Source organism: Flavivirga spongiicola, assembly GCF_030540825.1.
GTDB lineage: Bacteria > Bacteroidota > Bacteroidia > Flavobacteriales > Flavobacteriaceae > Flavivirga > Flavivirga spongiicola.
Window position 1 is genome coordinate 1,245,262 of sequence record NZ_JAUOEO010000001.1, and the last position, 19,988, is coordinate 1,265,249.

Consider the following 19,988-nt stretch of genomic DNA (forward strand, 5'->3'; position numbering starts at 1 on the left):
GTAAAAAATACTGCAGTCAGGGCTAAGACCGAAAACCTGTAAAAAAGAGTAGGTCATTAATTTTTAAATATCTATATTATGAAATCTAAAATTTTTAAAATCGTTTTACCTGCTTTTGCTCTTATGTTAGCTATCACAGCTTCTCTTGCTTTTACATCTGTAGAAAATGACGCAGCAGAGCAAACCCCTTTAGAAGGATGGTATCTGAATAACGATACGCCTCCTGTTTGTACAAAAGTTATTACAACTCCTCCTGGATCTGATGTAAACTGTCAAACATCAGGTGCTGACGTTTGCACTCTTTTTATACCAGGTCAAGGGCTTAAAACTATTTATGCGGATAACCAATGTGATAACCTTAGAGTATTATTTAGGATAGGATCTTAAATTTTATAAAAATTTGAGAATAAGGTGCCCCTTTTGGGCACCTTATTTACTAAAAACCAACGAAGGCAAAACCATAGCGACATACTTCGACAAATTCCTTTATTTTTATTTTAATTTAAAAAAGAAAAAGGAAGTTCTGAGACAGAGCGTCAAAGAGCTCTTTTCGGAGTAAAAGTATAATCTATCGACTAAAAAACATGATCAATCAAATTATAATAGCAATTACCCATGCTTTACCTCAAAAAAGTTGTCTCTATAAATGACTAATTCAAAAACAACAATTAATTGTAAAAAAGATTTAGAATCATTTAATCTATGCTTATTTTCTTCTAATCCATAGACTATTATTTGGATTTTTCACCAAAATAATCCGTCAGATCATTTTTTAACGTACATACCCGCCCTATTTCAAAAAAGGAAAGGATGTTCTTGAGTTCTTAACCTCTTTAACTCAATTAATCGTAAGACCATTTCTGTTCGTTTTTACATTGCTTTTTTATATTTATTAATTAGCCTTTATTTTCTCAATAAGTTTTAAGGTATTTGTTGGGTCTGCTCCAATATTTTTAGCAATCTTAACAGTATTATTAGCTACTTTAAGAGCCTCTTCTTTTCTTCCAAGCTTATACAGCAACCTTGCCCGAGTATCTAAAAATGCAGTATTGTAATAATCATTTTTTTCGTTCTTAAGTGCTATATTCGTCCATTTTAAGGCCTCATTCAAAGCATTCTCATCGGTTATAGCTTCGTTTTTATAAAATGTCATAGCCCAATTATTTAGGGCAGAATTACTGTTTAACAAGTGTTTGTTAACATATTCGATACATTCTTCAGTATAACGTTTCCAGTCTTTATCTCTTTTGGCAATTTCCTTTTTTTTAAAAAAAGTTAAGTAGCTCACTTCATTCGAATAAAAAATTAAATTTATATGAGACAATAATTGATCCATTTCTATATCTTTCCTATCTTTAATTAAGGTCGTCATATTGCCCTTGTAGACACCAAAGAGGGTTTGATACACTAAAACATTGCCTTTTATCATTTCAGATTCAGATTCTTTATTTTTCACCAAAAATTCTATAACATTGCTATAAGGGTTATGTAGGTACTGCTTGATAAGTCCAAGGTTTTCTGACGAAATCCATTTTTTTTGTCCAATCATAGCAAAGTACCATAACGCAAGTTCTTCTGTTGGCAAATCTCTTTCTTTTAAAATAGCAAGATATTTAAGGATGAACTCACGTTCTCTATTGCCATTATTGTATAATGAAGATTTGATGGCTAACTCCTTTTCTGAATCTAACGCTTGCTGTCCAAATTGTAAAAAATCATCTTTATTCAAAGCTTCACTTTTCCTATTAATTTGCTTTCCTTCTTTATCAACAAATAAAAGGGTTGGAAAGCTGCTGATATTGTATTCTTTTGCAAAATCTAAACCTTTTTCTTTTTCAGCGTCAACTTTAAAAGAGACAAAGTTATTATTGTAAAAGATTCCCACTTCTTCATCGTTGAAAGTGTTTTTTTCCATCCATTTACATGGACCACACCAAGTGGTGTAGACGTCTATAAAGATTAACTTCTTTGCTTCTTTGGCTTTACTTTTTATTGAAGCCCAATCTGATGTTTCAAAATTGATACCTTGCGCTAGTATTACGCCATATATTGAAAATGCTGACAAGAAAATGATTGTTTTTTTCATTTTATTTATTTAGTATATTTAATATTTGATAACTGTCCTCTCTATTATACGATGATGAATTTAACTCTTAAATTTTATTTATTTCTAATAAACATAACTCAAGATGTGAGCTTGTAGAGACATCATTAATATCCTGCTGTATTACTTTTTTAATAGCGCTTTTAATATTAATTAAAGAATTAAACAAGTTACTGCGAGTATAATTATTAAATCTATGAATAGCGCTTCCAATATATCTATTTTTAATGTCTGCTTCAATATACCCTTTTAATACAAGTATGTATGTTAATTGAATTTCCTGACGATATGGGTTTATTTTTATAATTTCATCTTCCAGCTCTTTCCATAATCCTGTGTGTAAATCGTTTAGAAAATCTGTCATTTTATAGCCTTTTTTTTCACCTGTTAAATCAATTTCTTCCATGTTTTTTAGTCGTCTTGGTAATAATAAGTTTTTAAGCACTTCCATTTGTCTTTCTGATATATTATTTAGAGTACCTCTGGTTTCAAATCTTCTTGTAATTTCTGGGGATGCCATCCATAAAGGTGGATTAAAAGCTTCTTTGATCAAGAACGCAACGGCTTCTTTTTGACGGCTAACTGGAATAGCAGAATGATCATACACTGGACCTTTCTGATTGCCGTTTTTATATTGAGCTGTATATCCTCCCACCAAAGACACTACCAATTTCATTTGGTCTACCCAAAGATCGAGTGTTTTAGTATATAATCGTTTTAATATTGCGTAGTTCCTTTCATTACGAGTAGCTTTAGGAATCAACTTAATAACCCGTTTTAAATTCTCTATCCCTAGAGCAGTCGCTCGAACCGGGTCATCACTCTCTACGACTTCGTTTGTGGCCTGTGGCCCATAGCTAGCACCTCCCCATCTATACCATGGTATAGAATCCTGTTCTCTAATGATGGCTTCCAAATAGGGTAATTCGTCATCGGGGGTATTAATATTTTGAAATACTGTATACCCCCAACGAATAGAATAGAGGTCTGTAGGCCCTACTTTTTGTTTTAACAGTTGAAAGGGTATACTATCCTGTGGCTGTACTATAAAATTTTCTCTAGCATAATTCATGATACTGGGAGTATGCCCCATCTCCTCTAACCATTTTTTATCGCGCATTTTTTTAAAGGGATACGTATACTCCCCATAACTGCCATCTTTTAACCCAAAAACATGACCTGCTTCATGAGCTGTAAGCTTCTGAATTAATTCGCCCATTAAATCATCTGGAAATGGATATTGCTGTGCTCGTTTATCTAATGGGCTACATCTTGTAAAATATTGATCTACTAGAGAATTAGTTCTTCCTATTATAATATCTCCCTTAAGGATTTCTCCTGTTCTTTTGTCTATAACAGTGTGTACACTTCCACCCCCTTTGCCTTCATACCCTCTGTATTTCGATCCGTTTCTCCATCGAATAAAAGAGTACCTCATACTATTCACTGAAAAATTTTTATCATTAATTGGAGGCTCTTTTACTAAAACAGCTTTTTTAAAACCTGCAACTTCAAATGCGGGTAGCCATTCTTCTATACCAGCTTTTATATAGGGTTTCCATTTGTCCGGTGTTATCGGGTCAAAATAAAAAACAATTGGTTTGATGGGGTCACTTAATAATTGGTTTTTAATCTTTTTTTTCAAGCGCCATCTTGCAATAGAGGCTCTCCCCTTAACACGAGAAAGATTCCATTCATCAGTAAAAAAACCCATTCGATAGTCGTACAGTCGTGGCATCATAGGTTCTGGAAGTAAAAACAAACTAAAATCAGATACTTCTGTTAATGGTCCATGTTTTGATGTGAATGTCTTATTTGTTTTAACTTCTATGGTGTTATCAAATGCCAATACCTTATTTATAAAAGCTAAATCACTGAGTATAACCTTACCTCGAGCAGATAATGGTTTTGGGGTATTCAAAAATAAGTTTGTTACATCAATAACATAACTTGAATCGTTACTACCTAATGCCAAAATTGGGAAGGTAATTGGTGTTATTGTTATGCTTAATTTATCTTTAATTAACGGAATTGTATTGCCCACTTTTGATTCGATCTCCGAAATAATTAAATGAATTGCATTATTCCGTTTTGTCCATTTAACTTGACTTTGGTAAAAAGGCCTGTGATGTCTTACAAACAACATCTCTTTATTTAGCATTGCCGAAGGAAGTTCTAAATAGAGCTTATTTTTAAGGAGGTGTGTCTGTAAAAACCCCTTTTGTGTAACAGCTTCTGATGTAATGACTTCATTGTATGGTTTTATATTGCTATTTACTTCTTGAGCGTAACTGCTTATTGATATGTATATTAATATGAATGTTATATATTTTTTCATTTAGTTTACATTAGTTAAGTGACTCACTTTCATTTTTACTATTTGATATTAGATTTTATTTAGGATGTAACCCCCTAACACTTTTTTAAAAAAGATTTACTCATTTGAAATTTATATTTGTAATTTGTGTTAGCTCCTTATAGGGAGATCTCTATCCTCGCAGGGGAAGATAAAATCAATTATCAGTAGCCATCATTTTGAACTAAATTTGGATTTAACAAAATCTCTGATTCTGGGATAGGGAATAAAATGTCTGTATCTCTCCATCCTGATTTTATAGGTGCCAATACTTCGGCGGCTTTCCCCATTCTTTTTAAATCAAACCAACGGTGACCTCCTTCTGTAAAGAGTTCTACCTGCCGTTCATGGAGAATGGCATCCAGCAATTCATTTGTAGTAGCAGCCGTTGTATTGGATAATCTTGCCCGGTTTCTAATAAAATTTATATCTTCCTGTGCTCCTGTTATTTTCGCAAGCTGTACCCTGGCTTCTGCACGGATTAAGTATTGCTCTGCTAATCGAAATACAATGGAGTATTCTAATGATGCTGCTACCTCTTCTCCTTGTGCATTTGTTATGGTAGTAGGATTAACCCCCTCTTTATACTTATATGAATGACGCCATGTACCATTAGTACCTGTGACCGTTCTAATCCATTTATCCCTACGCAGATCACGATCAAAAATATTAAAAAATTCAAATGTATTTAAAAGTGATGTACTCAATACAGGCTTACCAAAAGGATTATTTTCAAAAATAAAAGAAGCTCCTTCTAGAGAATTCTTCCCTTCTATTTCAGGTTTAAATTGCCATATCGTTCCTAATGCGTCTTTTAAAAATACCTGGTTTAAATCGGGTTCTAATACAAACCTGTCAATAACTTTGGATGCCATAATTTCAGCATCCTCCCATTTTTGGGTATATAGATAAACTCTTGCTAATAGAGCATCTACAACTGCATCGTATACACGTATCCCCTCTCCAGAGATATCATCGCCCAGCAGAGTGGATGCTTTTGTTAAATCTATAATAATATTAGTATATACCTCATCAACTGGCATACGGGACACGGTAGTGTTTGTTATATAATCAGTTGTGGTAATATAGGGAACAGGTCCAAATAGCTCAACCAATAAAGTATGCAAATAGGCTCTGATAAAAAGGGCTTCTCCTGTAAATTGATTTTTATCTTCTAAAGTCAAAGAAGTAGAATTCTCTACTCCATCTACAAAAGCATTGGCTAGAAAAATCAAATTATAAGCATTATTCCACCAACCTTCAATTCTGGAATTTGTTGCCAAGAGCGTGTGATTATAGAATGAGTTTGGGGAATTGGGAATTGACACCTCGGGATCCAATTCGTCAGTATACCACCCTATTATTTCATACAAATCATTTACCAAAAAGCTATCACGTAATTCAGAATAAATCCCTTTTAATGCGACCTCCACTGTTCCTGCATCCTCAAAGACAGTCTCTGCTGTTAATTTGTTTATTGGAAGGTCTACATCGACAAAATCATCACAGCTAATTAAAAAGAACATGACCAAAACTAGTTGTAACACCCTTATAATATTAGATCTGCTATTTATGTCAACTCCTAAAGATTCTATTGTATGTGTTATAAGTTTCATAAATCTGTTTTTATTTTTAAAAGCTCAAATTAAATCCTAATGTAAATTGGCGTAATGAAGATAACGTTGCAGAGGTCTGTACTTCAGGATCAGCTCCGTCGTATCTCGTAATTGTAAATAGGTTTTGACCTTGTAAATAGATGTTTATATCCATATCTTTAGTGTAGGCTTTAGGAATGGTATAGGTTAACGATACATTTCGTAACCGGATAAACGAGGCGTCAGTCACTCCCCCATTACTTCTCCCAATCCCATACCTAGTCCATGCCATAAACGCTTCATTATTAGATATAGAAGCAAAGCGTTGAATTGGGTTTTCATCACCAGATTGCTGCCAGCGATCTAATACCAGTTCAGGTTGATTTACTGCAAATGTACCAGGAGGAGAACTAAGTTTACTTAGATAACTAAAGCTTTTTTGTTTTGTATATTGGAAAAACACATCAAATTGTAAATTTTTATACTTTATGGTATTACCCATACCTCCAAAATACTTTGGTGTGAAATCCTCAAACCATTGTTCATCTTCTGTGTTTATAAAACCATCATTATTATAATCTTCATATTGATAGATGCCAGTCTCTGGATCCACTCCTAAAAAATGATAGAGCTGCTGTGTTCCTAAAGGCTGCCCTATCACAAGTTTACTTTCAAACGTAGACCCTTCTAATCCCGGAAATGCCACTAGTTTGTTTCTATTGGCTGAAATATTAAAGGTAGTGCTCCATTTAAAATGATCATTTTGAATATTAACTGTACGTAAATCAATCTCAATACCGGTATTTTCTACTACGGCATCAAAATTAGTATTAATATCGGAAAAGCCAGTTGTTCCAGGTAAAGGCGCATCAATGAGTTGATTGGAAGAGCGGTTACGATACCAGGCTGTAGTAAGGAATATACGATCCTTAAAAAAACCCATATCCAAACCAACCTCCAGCTTTTTGTTTGATTCCCATGCAAAATCAGGGTTAAACAGACTTTTAGGTAGTAAACCCGAGCCGTTATAGTTTCCATCTACTTCATAAATCTCATAGAATTTGTAATTACCAACAGAATCACTACCTGTAATACCATAACTGCCACGTAGTTTACCAAAACTTAAAACATTATTATCTTCCAGAAAACCTTCCTCTGTAAACAACCAAGCCGCTCCAATGGCTCCAAAATAGCCAAACCGCTTACCAGGCCCAAAACGAGATGATCCATCCCGACGCCCAGTAAGATTTAAAATATACTTATTCTGCCAATTAACATTTATCCTGCCAAAGAAGGATTGATATTTGTATTCTGAAGCTAAATTTTGTGAAATCCTTATTAAATCCGCTGAATTTATATCAAGTAAGAGATCATTGCTAGGAAAATCGTCTCCTCTTATTGTTAATTGCTGATCTTCACTTTGTTGAAATGTAGCCCCTAAAAGTAGTTTAAAGCTAACATCATCCCAATCCTGTTGCCAATTAATTTGTGGCTCTACAATCCAGGATTGGCGACTTCCTGTATTAGGAGTAATCCAAGACAAACTACTATCCCAACCTTTTTTAGGGTCAGCCACTGTATGCGGCTGTGCAAAATATGATTCTAAACGGTAATCGGTATAACCTAAACTAGTTTTAATCTCTAATGATGAGGTTAGATAATAGGACAGTACTGTATTAGCAATAAGATTACGCGTAATGGCATTGTATTTTGATTCTAATATAGCCAACGGATTTTCCCAAGTAGAATTTTCCCAATTTAAGCTACCATCATCGTTATAAAGCATTGGAGCATTTGGGGGTAAAGTCCGTGCTTTCTCAGATAAATCTGTGCCAGGTAAATTATTGCTATCTGTACTATAATTTACTGATGCATTTAAATGAAAATGATCGTTCTTTGATCTATGGTTTACATTAAATCGTACCGATGTACTTTTATACTTAAAATCTCCAGGAAAAACGGTGGTCTCACTTACATGACCTCCACTTAACAAAAACTGGGTATGCTCACTTCCTCCTGAAAATGATAGCTGTGCATTTTGCCTATAAGCAGTACCTCCTATAAGTACCTCCTGCCAATCGGTATTACGATCCTGATCCCATAAAAACAGGTCTGGATATTTAGACTCATCGTCTGGTGCTACTGGCCAAAGACCATCATTGATCAATGCTTCCCTTCGCATTTCTAAATATTGATCGGTATTTAATAAATCTACATAACGACTTTTACCTAAAGTTGTACTGATATCAAGCTTGACCTGTGTTTTTCCTATCCTGCCTTTTTTGGTTGTTATTAACACTACGCCATTAGCTCCGCGAGACCCGTAAATAGCTGTAGCATCAGCGTCCTTAAGCACTTCGACACTTTTAATATCTGCCGGGTTAATGGCATTTAAAGGACTTACTCCACCAAAAGTAATGGCAAAGATAGCATTACCACTGCTTTCCAATGATCCAGAATCATAAGGAACCCCATCAACGACATATAAAGGGTCGTTGGCAGTACCAAAAGTACCTCCCTCTATATCTATAAAATTTTGTCCTCTAATTCGAATGCGGTATCCCCCACCTGGAAGCCCTGTGTTTTGATTAATATTTACACCTGAAATATGCCCCTGCATAGCTGCTAAAGGATTATTAACTGGTTGCTTTTCTATATCCTTTGCTTCAATCTTGCTGATATTTCCTGTTCTTTCCCTTTCAGAAGTATTGTAATACCCTGCATTGATTGTGACTACATCCAATTGGCTTATGGCTTCTTTAAGACTTAAATTAATTACTGTTTGATTACCTACTGTTACCTCTAGGGGTTCAAAACCTAGAGATGAAAATACCAGTATATTGGCAGGGTCTGGTACAGTGATGACATACTGACCATCAAGGTTTGTCGCCACACCTCTATTGGTGCCTTTTATTAAAACTGTTACACCAGGCACTGGAAGACCTGATTGATCTGTAACTGTACCCGAAACCTGTCTCTGTTGGGTTTTAATTTTCTCCTTTATAAGAATGGTATTGTTCTTTGTGAAAATTATGTTTATATCGCCTGATGATAGACTTTGATTTAATAATGTATTTAGTTTTATCTTACCCTTTTTGAGTTGTACTTTGGGAAAATTTTTAAATAAATCGCGGTGATAAACAAACATATAATCTGTTTGTATTTTAACCATTTTAAATACCTCATCAACAGAGATCTCCTTATCTGAATCTATCACAATCTTTTCGTTTTGAGATAACACATGATTCGGTGTTAAGCTGAACAGCGTGGTACAAAACAAGAATATAAATGTTCGCATAATGATCTTAAAGAGTACTTTTCTTTTATAGAAAAGCAAATTATTCAATTCTATTTTTATAAATTTGAAAATCATTTAGTTAGTTAAACTTTTTTAATTAATTATTTGGATTTTAGGGGGATGAAGCATTCCATTTTTAGCGAGATGAAGCTTTGTTCCCTTTAATTTAATGTAATGCCAACCCGCAAGCTGACCCCTTCACTGAAAAAGTCCATTGGACTATTTTAACGTTCGGTCCGGTTTGAACTGTTTTCCTTCTTTTTAGTGAAACCCTGTTTTGACAAGCATAGAATGATGACAAAATAGATGGTTGAACTAATCCCGCCCTTTGACGGGATCTAGCTTGTTCTACAATATATATTGTTTAGATCCCGATATGAGCATCGGGATAAATATAACTAACAACTTTGAGTGCACCTTACTGGACCTCTCAAAGTTGAGTTTCTTGAGTTTCACTTACTTTTTAATAATCCTTTTAGTTTCTGTTCCTTGACTGGTTTGTATTTTTAAAAAATACAGCCCTTTTGACAAATGACTCATATCAATACTTTTTTGATTGCTTTGTAATACGCGTTGTCCTAAACTATTGTATAGGTCTATAGATTTTAAATCTGAAGCATTTTTTATATTAAGAATATCTTGTACCGGGTTTGGATAAACCACTGCTTTATGAGATTTATAATCTTGTTCAGTAGATAATAAAAAAGAGGTTTTTAGTATTGATAAATCATCAAAGACAAACCAAGAACCTGAAGATTCTACCGTAAAGGATGTGACATTCGTCCAATTCAAATTAACGGTCGCTGCTCCACCTGTTATGGTCACTATCTCTGTAGTATTACTTCCTCCTGTAGGTGTAAAGGTAAAATCAATATCTGAACCATCAAATATAGCAGCATCTACGGCCCTTATCGATTCAAAATCTACAGGCTCACTAAATGTAAATGTTATACTTGTATCGATAGGTAAGGAAGGAGGAGCTGTCCCTACCAACACTACTACATTTCCTGTGGTTCCTAAAGCGTCTCCTAAACCTCCAAATGTTAGATCTAAAGCGTCTGAAACGGTAAGGGTAACTCCATCTATAGTTTCTGTTACAGTGGCTCCAGTATCGATTGGAGCAGTATCCCAATCAAAAGTGATTGGAAGTGGTGTTGTCCTTGTAATTACCAAATCATCAAAGACAAACCAAGAACCTGAAGATTCTACCGTAAAGGATGTGACATTCGTCCAATTCAAATTAACGGTCGCTGCTCCACCTGTTATGGTCACTATCTCTGTAGTATTACTTCCTCCTGTAGGTGTAAAGGTAAAATCAATATCTGAACCATCAAATATAGCAGCATCTACGGCCCTTATCGATTCAAAATCTACAGGCTCACTAAATGTAAATGTTATACTTGTATCGATAGGTAAGGAAGGAGGAGCTGTCCCTACCAACACTACTACATTTCCTGTGGTTCCTAAAGCGTCTCCTAAACCTCCAAATGTTAGATCTAATGCATCTGATACCGTAAGTGTTATTCCGTCTATAGTTTCAGTTACAGTGGCTCCAGTATCAATTGGAGCAGTATCCCAGTCAAAGGTCGTAGTTTGCGCACTAATTGAACAAACGGCTATTAATAATGAACATAAAATTGTAATTTTTTTCATAATTTAGGATTATTTAATTGTTATTGTCTTATTCTTTCGTTTTCTGTATCAATTTGGTTGAAAAGTTCTAAGCGTCTGCCTTCTTTAATATCTAAAAAGCATCTGAGCTTTTGTTTTAGTGTCGAAAACCTTAGGGTTTTCTTAATTAGCACCACTGCTATTTTTTGTGAAAGTGCTTTTATTTTGTTGGAATTATCCATTCAAATATTTTAAATTATAAACTTATCTTGCATCATGACCACTTGTAAGTCGCCATTAGGTTTTACCTTTTTTTTATTTCATAACATGACCATACCATGATGCCATAACAAGGTAAAATTTGGGTGAGAGCATCATTTGTACTTCGATACGAGAGAGTAAGATGAGTTCTATTATAGTTAATACAATAAAAAAATAAAAGTGGGTGGTATAGTTTTTAAAAAAACATACAATTGTTTAATTATCAGTAGATTATTTGTGAAGACATCTTGATTTGTTTATTTGTTTAAATAATACGGAAAGCTACCTACCACCTACTTGTAATTGTATAACAAACAGATCGCTTTAATTTAAAAAAAGTTTCGCATTGAAGATACGTTTAATCTTTATGTTATTCTGAGGAACCTTTTCGTTAAGCTTCGCTAGGCATCTTCAATATAAAAAACATTTTATATTTCGATAATGCTCAAGTCAGGCTACGTTGAAGAGATTCAATCCTTCTCGCAAAAACCACGTCGTCTTTAGTTTTTACCAAAACTAAATCCACTCCTCCTGAAACCCGTATTATGCATTATAAAATCTATTACATCTTAAAACTATTACAAAATATAGCGCTAAGCTCCTTTTTTAAGTGTAACTCCCTGCCTTCGCGAGGCTACGGTGTACACACAAATATGAGCGAATAAGTATAATTTAGTCAAATGATAGAAACAATAAATCCACAGCATTTTTACCCTGATTATACGGGGAAATTAGGTGATCTGCGTTCAGAGCGGCGCGGTATGGAATTATGGGGCAAACTTAGTGAGCACCCAAGTTCGACCATTCGGCAACTAGCCAGCAATAAAGCTGAGCAAAAAGCATATTATAGATTTTTGAACAATGATAGGATCAATGAAGAAGACCTTATCAAAGAATCCTCAGGGCGTATGAGCAATCTGTCCAAAGGTCGTCACCTGCTATGCCTACAGGACACCTGTGAAGTAAATTTAAGTTCCCACAAAGGAAGGCTCAATGAAAATAGCGGCTTGGGGCAATCTGATAAGTCAGGTACAGGTCATTGTTTCAAACTACACCCTGGGCTGGTATTGGATATTCAGGGCTTAAATCCCTTAGGTTTTTCCCATATCAAAGTCTTTCATCGACCAGAAGAAAAGCCAGATAGAATTCAAAGAAACTACAAGCGGCAACCTATAATAGAAAAAGAGTCTTATAAATGGATTGAGGTCGCCCAGACAAGTAAGGCTATATTAAAAGAATCAGCAACGGTAACCTTCATAGAGGATAGAGAGGGTGATATTTATGAACAGTTTGCTATGGTTCCAGATGAAAAAACGCATTTACTAATACGTTCAAGGGCCACAAGAAACCTAAGCAATGGAAACAGTTTATACAAGGAAATCGATTCTGAGCCGGTAGCTGGCACTTATAGTATAGAACTTTCAACCGATAGGCGTAAAAACCAATATAAGAGACAAGCAGAGATAGCACTGAGGTTTAAAACATATGAGGTCATGTGCCCTGCTAATTTAAAAAACAAGGGCTATCCTGAAGCCATAACCTTGAGCTGTATATCGGTCAAGGAAATAAGTAAAACATCCAAGCCCATTAATTGGAAGCTATTGACCACCCATAAGATCGAGAAATATGAAGATGCCTTATTGATGGTAGAGTGGTACAATGCACGATGGTATATCGAACAACTGTTCAGGGTCTTGAAAAAACAAGGTTTTGGGATTGAAGAAACAGAGTTGGAAAATGGTTGGGCAATCCGCAAGTTGGTGATCATGCAAATGACAGCGCTATTAAAAATTCTACAAATGAATATAGCCTATGCAGATTCTGAGGGAGGACAACCTATAGAAGAGGTCTTCGACAAAGACCAAATAGAAGTACTAGAAATGATGAATACCAAATTACAAGGAAAAAGTATGAAGCTTCAAAACCACCATAACCCCCAACGAACTAAGTGGGCAGCTTGGGTTGTTGGACGAATTGGTGGATGGAAAGGGTAAGACTCACAAGGGCCGCCAGGTGTGATTGCTTTAAAACAAGGGTTGGACAGATTAGCATATATAATAGAAGGTACAAAACTAATAAAAGATGTGGGTACACCGTAGCTGTGATAGGCAGGTTCACTAAAACAGTCTCATTTTGGCTCAAACTGGACTATTCATTAAAAATCCGTTGAATCTATTAGTTCCGATCTCCTACGCGCCAGCTGGATCCCTTCGCTAAAATAGTCTACTGGACTATTTCTTTACATTTGATCCTGGGTTAAAAACGATTTTATAAGATTTAGACTCTTTTATCAATGCTTTTGTAAACACTTCTAGATCCTTAATTAGGATTGTATTTAATATGTCTTCAAAATTTTTAGGATCATTCATATTATAACCCTCTCGAAAGTAATTTGTTAATATATGCATATCATAGCTATTATAACCCCGATGCTTTTTTCTCTCTTTTAAATAATTCGTCCTTGTTTTATCCAAATCTGCTTGTGAAATAACCCCTTTTACTATCTTTTCTACTTCCTGATTTACAATGGTTATAAACTGCCCCTCCCTATTTGGATTACAATCGAAAGCTATTTGTAAAGAAGCCTGCTCGACAGGGCGTTTTGATATATTAGCTTTTGCACTGACACTATGTGTCCCTCCTGTTTCTTCTCTCAAGATTTCTGTAAGTCGTAATTGTAAGATCTCACCCAGTACCCTTGCTATTAATTCATTTTTCAAACTATAGGACATGGTATTCTGATAACCAATTCTTACTACACTTTTGGGAGGTTCCATAGGTAAAAGAATGTCTTTATCGATGGTATCCTGTAACCAGGGTACTGAATTGTCCTGCCATATTTCTTTAGCTCCATTTGTTGGTATACTAGCCATATACTTTTCTAATAATGGTCTTAATGCCCTTTTTTGAAGATCCCCTACTATAAAGAATTCGAAATCGGCAGCATTATTAAAACGTTCCATATACAGCGTCTTTATCTTATCAAAAGAAACCTCTTTTATAAAGTCATTATTAAGTAAACGCTGTTTAGGGTTATTGTTTCCATATAGAGTAGCCGTAACACTATCTTTTATCTTTTCATTAATGATATGGTTTCGTTGTGTGATATTATTTTTTAGATTTCTAATCAATTCCTGATACGCATCGGTATCAAATCTTGGATTTACAAAATGTAAATGAATCATTTGCATTAGAGTTTCAAAATCCTTAGTTGTTGAAGTACTACAGATGCTTTCTGTTAGATTGGAAAGATGGATATCAGTTTTAACGGTTTTATTTGTCAGTATTTTTGATAAATCTGTGGCTGAATAATAACCTAAACCTGATAGGGACATCATATCTCCCAAAAATTGTGCAGATGGAAGATCATTGTCTTTTACTAAAGACAAACCACCATAGCTTATGGCTTTGAGCTGTACATCGTTCTTGTTTTTATCTGCAAACTTGTAATGTATTTTTATACCATTGCTCAAGGTAAAGGTTGTTGATCCTGTGGCCTGTAACATGTTTTCGGATACGATATTTCCCTCTTTTATAGTCAAACCAGATATAAGCGTTTTCCCTATAAAGGAATCCATATATGGCATTAAAACAGTATCTTCTTCTATCTTTTTTACGTTCTTTAAAATTCCTTTTTTAATGGTTTGGCCTGTTTGGAGGGAATCATTTATGTTTAAGGATTGAGCATTACTATTTACAGAAAATAATAACAGTAGGACGTTAATGATCAATAAAAATGAAATTACGGATAGTATGCTTTGCATTTTGTGGTTGTTTTATGGGTTTAAAAGAGGTGTAAGACCGCTTTGCTGTTAGAACCAAGAACAAAGACTTGGTTCGAACTAACTGACAAGCTGAAACACTAACAAATATTATTTTTCTTAAATTCGATAATTTTAATCATACAATAATAATTTTACCACTCATTTAAGATGAGTTCAATTAAAAATGCAGTCAATAAAGAATTTCTTGAAATCGACTATCCTTGAGATTGAATCATACTTCGGCTACGCTCAACATAAACTCAAGTAGAAAGGCTAGCATAAATTAAAGTCCTACGACTCAGCACAGGTTTCAGCAACACTTAGCAAAATTTTATTGATTTTATACTCTGATCAAGTTGAGCTCATGTTTTAAATTTTTAGTTCAAAACCGAAATTCTGTTATATTTAGATTACTCATGCATTTTATTTCATTAAATTAGGAAATCGTGAATGCTTTGCATTTCCTGTTTTATTCATTGTTTTTTATTTTAATCGATAGTGTCTTAAACGTTTTTTAAAGCTTAATATTAGTACATTAAGTGCTAAAATTTAAAATAGGAATCTATTCTTATTATTTCTGTTCATTTTTTTCTTAGATAAAAAAACGAACCAAAAAAATCAAGTCAGACATAAGGAAATTGCTGCGCACCATTCGCTTTAAAAGCTGCATGCTTCAAGCTGCGCTTGGCACTTCCGCTTTACGCTCATTATTTCTGAAGTCTGACAAACTTCCTATTAAACTTATAAATATTAATTAAAAACTTTAGCTTCCAAATTTATTTAGGACAAGGTTATTCTATAATAATGAATTCATGAATCTTGTGATTTCACGAGAATGACAATTTCAATGGAAATTTAGAAGTTAAATCCCAGAGAATTCTTATTTTAATTAAAAAATATGGACAACCGAACTATGATAACGGTTGCCCGTATTTTACCTAAAACGTTGCTTCTAGAGTGACTAATTCAAAAAACAACTACGGTTTTATAAAATATTTATGGTTATTTTTCTTGTTTTTCTAATATCAACTTCCCTTCAGGTCTTAATTGACCGTCTCAGTAATTTATTCAATTACCAGAAACAGAACGAGTTTGTAACCCCCCCTAGCGCAAGCTGGCTCCTTCACTAAAATGATCCACAGGATCATTTTTTAACGTTCGACCCTGTTAAAAGGGAAAAGATGGTTTTTAATTCTTAACTACTCTAACCTAATTAATCTTAAAACCATACTATTTCCCTTTTTGCATTGCACTATTATATTTTATTAATGTCTAACTGAAACTCCCTTTGTTCTCTATGTCAACACGCCGGCTGACCCGCCTGCCTGTCGGCAGACAGGTTCACTAAAATAGTCCACTGGACTATTTCTTTACGTTCCTTCTCTATTTTGATTAGTAACGCACATAAATGATTTCGATCTTACTTCATGCATGATACATATCTGGGTGTCCTATAAATTACTATAATCCTTAGCCAGATTTAAATCTAAAGTTATTTTAACACAAAGGTTCTTTTCTTTTAAGGTTCGGGGAGAATACTATAATCTCTATATTTAGAGAACTCATCTTTACTTTTTATGATTTGCTACAAAATCATCCTGTTCTGCAACAGGGCAGGCTATTCATCTTTTTATTACATTGTAATTATATAACAACAAAGACTTTTTACGTAAACAAAAGTACGATTTTTCTTATAAATAAAAATCAATACGAGTTTATTTTTTTAGTTTTAGTTATTCTTTTTATTTAGATTCCCGTCTTTACGGGAATGACAATTATTTACTTAATAGTCAATGTCTTATCATTTATTTCATAATTATTGATGAAATTCGTGCTTTTAATAGCTATTAGAATATCTTCAATGCTATTACTTTTATTAAATGTCCCAATAAATCGTTCTTCTGTTTGCACCATATTTTCAATGACTACATCCATATCGTACCAACGTGATAGTACTTTTAAAATCTCCTTTAGCGGTTTATTTTCAAAACTAAAAACGCCATCTCTCCATGTAGTTTCGTTATAAACATCAACCATAGCTAAACTTATCTTATTAGTTTCTAGGTTAAGTTTTGACTGTTGATTAGGTACTAATACTTGATTTTTATCTGCTGTATTTATAGCTACTTTCCCTTCTACTAAGGTTGTATAAATATTTGCCTCATCTTTATAAGCTTTGATATTGAATTCAGTACCTAACACTTCAACTTCCTGAGACCGGTTAAATACCTTGAACTTGGCACCTCCATGGTTTATACTTGGTGAGACATCAAAATACGCTTCTCCATAAACAAGTTCTACCTGACGGGTTTCTCCATCATTAAATGCCACTGGATATTTTAGCTGAGATTCGGAATTCAACCATACTTTAGTACCATCGGATAATAGGATATAGAATTGACCACCTCTTGGGATCGTTAAGGTGTTATAGTTACTTTGGTTGTTGGTTGCTGGTTTTTGGTTGTTAGTTACTTTGTATATGATCTCTTCGCCGTTACTGGTAATATTATTTGATTCGTAAACTTGTCCTTTTTCTAAAGTGATAGCAGAGCCATCTTCAAGTGTTAAAATGGCTTTGTCGGTTCCTATCTCTATATTATTGTTTACAATGATAGGGGCAGCGTCAAAGTTTTGATCTTTATTTGTATTATTAAAAACAAAAGCTATTGATATTAATAACACCACGGAGGCTGCTACACCATACGTCCATAATCTGAATGGTTTTCTGGAACCTTGAATTTTTCTTTCTAGAGCCTTCCAATCTTTTTCCGTATCAATTTCTTTTAAAAGTTTTAAACGTTCACCCTCTTTAATATTTGTAAGCATTTGTTCTTTTATTTTTTCATCGAAAATCTCAGATTTTTCTAAATCGCTAGGGGCTTCATTCTTAATTAGTGAGGCTGCTAATTCTTTTGAAAGTGGTTTTATTTTATTGGAATTACCCATTAGAATATTTTAGGTTATATTTATTAATACAAAAAAAAGAAAAATCGGGTGGTATAATATAAAAAAAATATTAAACTTTGTTGAATTGTAGCGAAAATCAGCAATTTCTTGCCCTTCCAGTAGCTACAGTGTACCCTTCTGTTTCACAAGAACATTCATTTTCTTCTCTTAACATTGAATTTTTATTTTTTATTTATATCTTTTTTGCATCGCCCAAAAAAGAAACAAAAAAGTCTAGCCTTAGATTTTCGGCGGTCAAATTAGTTTTCGATGTCTAAAAGAAATGAACTCGCACTAAATTCATTTCTCGCTTACTAACTCTATCCCCTAAACTATCCTACTTGACTGTTTGTTTTCTTTTGACTATGCTCAAACAGCATTTCTTTTTTAACGACATCTTCAAACATTTGACGCTCGCCTACAAATCCTAGGGCATTTACCTCCAATTCATGTTTTGACAATTTTACAAACAGATCAATAATTTGTAAGCACACTGTAGCCATCCAATAGGCAAGTATTTTTATTTGATACTTTTTTGAGTTGCATAGCTGGTCTACGGAAGGAGAAAAGATAAAACTCATCTGTTGGATGGATAAAAATGGATGTAAAAGAGTCTTTTTTTAGCCAATTGAAAAAGCTTGAATGAGTTCATGTCATTTAATTGTTAAAAAACTAAGAAAGTCTCTTAATTTTCGGTAAGCCACTTTTTTATGGTCCTTGACCGTATTGATGGATATGGATAATTCATCTGCTATCTGATTATTTGTATAGTCTTCGATACTCAATCTAATAACCTGAGCAGCTTTTTCTGGCAGTTTACTGATGGCCTTATTTATAACGGCAGTAGTTTCTATAACAACGGCTTCAGACATATAGAATTCTTCCGCTTCATAGGCTTCCAGGTTTGCAAGCTCATAACGCTCCGTAGCTTTATACTTCTTGCTTTTTAAATAATTGAGACATTTATTTTTTACGGCTTTATAAAAAAATCCTGTTGCATGGTTTTCGTTTTGAAAAGTTATTTTATCTTCCCAAACTTTAACAAATACTTCCTGCACGAAATCTTTTGAGATTTCTAAATCGTTAAGATACTTATATGCAAACACACATAGCTGTGGATATAAGCTCTCAAAAAGTTTTTTATAACTCTTTAATGTAAATTCGTGGTTGCCTCCCCTCATGGCTTAAGTTAGAGATAATATTGGGTAAAACTAAATAATTATTTTATCAATTCTGTAAAAATGTACGCAATTATTTATTAATTTCATAAATAAAGCACCACAAATTTATTCAAAGAAGGCCTGTTTTTTCAATAAAAAACAAGCCTATTGAAACTGTAAAATAGGGCAACATGCATTTTAACTAACTCAATTACAAATAGATAAAATTATCAAAAGAAGAAATCCAAAATGTAAAATGCAACTGAATTTTGTTTTCTAGTATGGGCAGAAAAAATATCGAATTTTTAACAAGAATTTAACTACAAAATGATTCACTTAATTTGTTTTATTACTTATTAGTTGATGAAAAAAATATAACTATTAGTAAATTTTTGTGTTAAACTTTAACAATTTATACGAAGTGATTTTAAAAATAAAATATCTTTTTGTTTTCAAACTTGATGTCTTTTTAACCCTCCGGATTTTCATTCTGAAAATCCACCTCCCTTTCTAAAAAAGTGAGGAGCTAGTTAAATGCTTGTTTCTAACTTCCATTGACATATTTATCTAACTACATATATCAACGAATTCATGTTTTTATTCAATTATGCTTCGACCCTTCGACAAGCTCTGGGCAAGCTGAGCTCAGCAAGACAAAGAAACTTTAAATTGTCTTTTAGTTTTATTGATAATCAATAACTATTTATTTTGTCATTCAGAGCAGAGCTAACCTGCCTGCCGGTAGCTACGCATTACCCACATCTTTTTTCGGGATATAAAATAAAAGCTTTTTTTACTTACTTTTCTTTGCTCGTCCAAAGAAAAGTAACAAAAGAAAAGACGCCCTTTCGAGAGGAATTTCTTCTCATGCTGACGCTTGAGAAGAACCAAGC

General features: G+C 33.8%; 11 protein-coding genes. 2 read left to right on the plus strand and 9 right to left on the minus strand.

All coding sequences use genetic code 11. The features are described from left to right. The first annotated feature begins 78 nt into the window (after positions 1-78). A complete protein-coding gene (locus Q4Q47_RS04775) occupies positions 79-387 on the plus strand; it encodes a DUF6520 family protein (RefSeq protein WP_303305506.1) in 309 nt (102 codons plus the stop codon). Positions 388-892: 505 nt separating this feature from the next. Here Q4Q47_RS04775 and Q4Q47_RS04780 read toward each other — a convergent pair. The 5 genes from Q4Q47_RS04780 to Q4Q47_RS04800 form a co-directional block, all read right to left on the minus strand. Beyond that, on the minus strand, positions 893-2,086 hold the full coding sequence (locus Q4Q47_RS04780; RefSeq protein WP_303305507.1) for a thioredoxin family protein: 1,194 nt from the start codon (positions 2,084-2,086) through the stop codon (positions 893-895). A gap of 67 nt (positions 2,087-2,153) precedes the next feature. Then, on the minus strand, positions 2,154-4,442 hold the full coding sequence (locus Q4Q47_RS04785; RefSeq protein ID WP_303305508.1) for a zinc-dependent metalloprotease: 2,289 nt from the start codon (positions 4,440-4,442) through the stop codon (positions 2,154-2,156). Between the two features lie 182 nt (positions 4,443-4,624). Beyond that, the gene (locus Q4Q47_RS04790) at positions 4,625-6,076 is read right to left on the minus strand and encodes a RagB/SusD family nutrient uptake outer membrane protein (RefSeq protein ID WP_303305509.1); all 1,452 of its coding nucleotides are present in this window, start codon (positions 6,074-6,076) and stop codon (positions 4,625-4,627) included. 16 nt (positions 6,077-6,092) lie between these two features. Then, positions 6,093-9,353 carry a SusC/RagA family TonB-linked outer membrane protein gene (locus Q4Q47_RS04795; protein WP_303305510.1) on the minus strand — a complete coding sequence of 1,087 codons (3,261 nt, stop codon included), beginning with the start codon at positions 9,351-9,353 and terminating at the stop codon, positions 6,093-6,095. Between the two features lie 456 nt (positions 9,354-9,809). Next, positions 9,810-11,006, minus strand: coding sequence for a T9SS type A sorting domain-containing protein (locus Q4Q47_RS04800; protein ID WP_303305511.1), 1,197 nt, complete (start codon positions 11,004-11,006; stop codon positions 9,810-9,812). Positions 11,007-11,905: 899 nt separating this feature from the next. Here Q4Q47_RS04800 and Q4Q47_RS04805 point away from each other — a divergent pair. Then, positions 11,906-13,219 carry an IS4 family transposase gene (locus tag Q4Q47_RS04805; RefSeq protein ID WP_303305512.1) on the plus strand — a complete coding sequence of 438 codons (1,314 nt, stop codon included), beginning with the start codon at positions 11,906-11,908 and terminating at the stop codon, positions 13,217-13,219. 237 nt (positions 13,220-13,456) lie between these two features. On the opposite strand, the gene Q4Q47_RS04810 is transcribed toward Q4Q47_RS04805, so the two are convergent. From Q4Q47_RS04810 to Q4Q47_RS04825, 4 genes are all read right to left on the minus strand, one after another. After that, positions 13,457-14,989 (minus strand): M16 family metallopeptidase, encoded by a 1,533-nt coding sequence (locus Q4Q47_RS04810; protein ID WP_303305513.1) that lies wholly within the window; start codon positions 14,987-14,989, stop codon positions 13,457-13,459. A gap of 1,779 nt (positions 14,990-16,768) precedes the next feature. Continuing rightward, positions 16,769-17,935: a FecR family protein gene (locus Q4Q47_RS04815; protein ID WP_303305514.1), complete on the minus strand. Its 1,167-nt coding sequence runs from the start codon at positions 17,933-17,935 to the stop codon at positions 16,769-16,771. Positions 17,936-18,267: 332 nt separating this feature from the next. Continuing rightward, entirely contained in the window at positions 18,268-18,516 is a 249-nt protein-coding gene (locus Q4Q47_RS04820; RefSeq protein ID WP_303305515.1) for a hypothetical protein, read from the minus strand. A 72-nt stretch (positions 18,517-18,588) separates the two neighbouring features. After that, positions 18,589-19,116 (minus strand): RNA polymerase sigma-70 factor, encoded by a 528-nt coding sequence (locus Q4Q47_RS04825; protein WP_303305516.1) that lies wholly within the window; start codon positions 19,114-19,116, stop codon positions 18,589-18,591. Positions 19,117-19,988 lie beyond the last annotated feature (872 nt).